The 1203-nt window shown below is 49.8% G+C and carries 11 tRNA genes (1 of these 11 only partly in view); all 11 read right to left on the minus strand.

Annotated features, from left to right (window positions below):
* Positions 1-291: 291 nt before the first annotated feature.
* Positions 292-379, minus strand: a tRNA-Ser gene (locus HMPREF3168_RS00925).
* Between the two features lie 2 nt (positions 380-381).
* A tRNA-Ile gene (locus HMPREF3168_RS00930) sits at positions 382-455 on the minus strand.
* Positions 456-458: 3 nt separating this feature from the next.
* Positions 459-529, minus strand: a tRNA-Gly gene (locus HMPREF3168_RS00935).
* Positions 530-543: 14 nt separating this feature from the next.
* Positions 544-616, minus strand: a tRNA-Phe gene (locus HMPREF3168_RS00940).
* A gap of 17 nt (positions 617-633) precedes the next feature.
* Positions 634-707 (minus strand) — tRNA-Met (locus HMPREF3168_RS00945).
* 11 nt (positions 708-718) lie between these two features.
* Positions 719-792, minus strand: a tRNA-Ile gene (locus HMPREF3168_RS00950).
* Between the two features lie 12 nt (positions 793-804).
* Positions 805-878 (minus strand) — tRNA-Met (locus HMPREF3168_RS00955).
* 36 nt (positions 879-914) lie between these two features.
* Positions 915-988, minus strand: a tRNA-Pro gene (locus HMPREF3168_RS00960).
* 6 nt (positions 989-994) lie between these two features.
* A tRNA-Arg gene (locus HMPREF3168_RS00965) sits at positions 995-1068 on the minus strand.
* Between the two features lie 5 nt (positions 1069-1073).
* A tRNA-Leu gene (locus HMPREF3168_RS00970) sits at positions 1074-1159 on the minus strand.
* Positions 1160-1174: 15 nt separating this feature from the next.
* Positions 1175-1203 (minus strand) — tRNA-OTHER (locus tag HMPREF3168_RS00975) (it continues 49 nt past the right edge of the window).

Raw genomic sequence — 1203 nt, forward strand, 5'->3', positions numbered from 1 at the left:
GCGGTGTCTTAACCACTTGACCAACGGGCCGCGTAAGCACTCTTAAGATGATACTCGCTTAAACTCATCTTGTCAAGCGGCTTCCTCAATCTTTTCAAAGGCCACTTGCGCCGACGCTCGCGCGTCAACAAATACTAGAATACAGAAAAATCCTGTCTTTGGCAAGTCTTTTTTAGAAAAAAGAGCTACTTTTTTGCCTTTTCTCCTGCTTCTGCCCTCTCTCCTTCTTACTTTTAGAGTTAAGCAGCTTTAAGGCACAAAAAAAGAGCTGCGGAACAGCTCTTTATCAAGCGGAGTAAGAGAGATTCGAACTCTCGCGCCAGTTTCCCGGCCTACACCCTTAGCAAGGGCGCCTCTTCAGCCACTTGAGTATTACTCCAATGGGCCTGGATGGACTTGAACCATCGACCTCACGCTTATCAAGCGTGCGCTCTAACCAGCTGAGCTACAGGCCCATAAGCGGGTAACGAGAATCGAACTCGCGACAACAGCTTGGAAGGCTGTGGTTTTACCACTAAACTATACCCGCAAATATTCAATTTATGGCGCGGGACGGAATCGAACCGCCGACACATGGAGCTTCAATCCATTGCTCTACCAACTGAGCTACCGAGCCAGCTTATTAAAAAGCAATTGCGGGAGCTGGATTTGAACCAACGACCTTCGGGTTATGAGCCCGACGAGCTACCAGACTGCTCCATCCCGCGATAATAAAAAATGGACCTTGTAGGACTCGAACCTACGACAGGACGGTTATGAGCCGTCTGCTCTAACCGACTGAGCTAAAGGTCCAAGTTTACAAAATAGCGGCGGGGGGGATCGAACCCTCGACCTCCCGGGTATGAACCGGACGCTCTAGCCAGCTGAGCTACACCGCCATACTGTAACCAATATGGAAAATATTAAATTACAAATCGGGAAGACAGGATTTGAACCTGCGACCCCCTGGTCCCAAACCAGGTGCTCTACCAAACTGAGCTACTTCCCGGATTTATGCACCCAGTAGGACTTGAACCTACAACCTTCTGATTCGTAGTCAGACACTCTATCCAGTTGCGCTATGGGTGCATGCATGCCGAAGACCGGGGTCGAACCGGTACGGTTGAAACCAACCGCAGGATTTTAAGTCCTGTGCGTCTGCCAATTCCGCCACTCCGGCATATATATTATAAAAAGCGGAAGACGGGATTCGAACCCGCGACC

The organism is Lactobacillus sp. HMSC08B12 (assembly GCF_001808415.1).
Classification (GTDB): Bacteria; Bacillota; Bacilli; order Lactobacillales; family Lactobacillaceae; genus Lactobacillus; species Lactobacillus delbrueckii.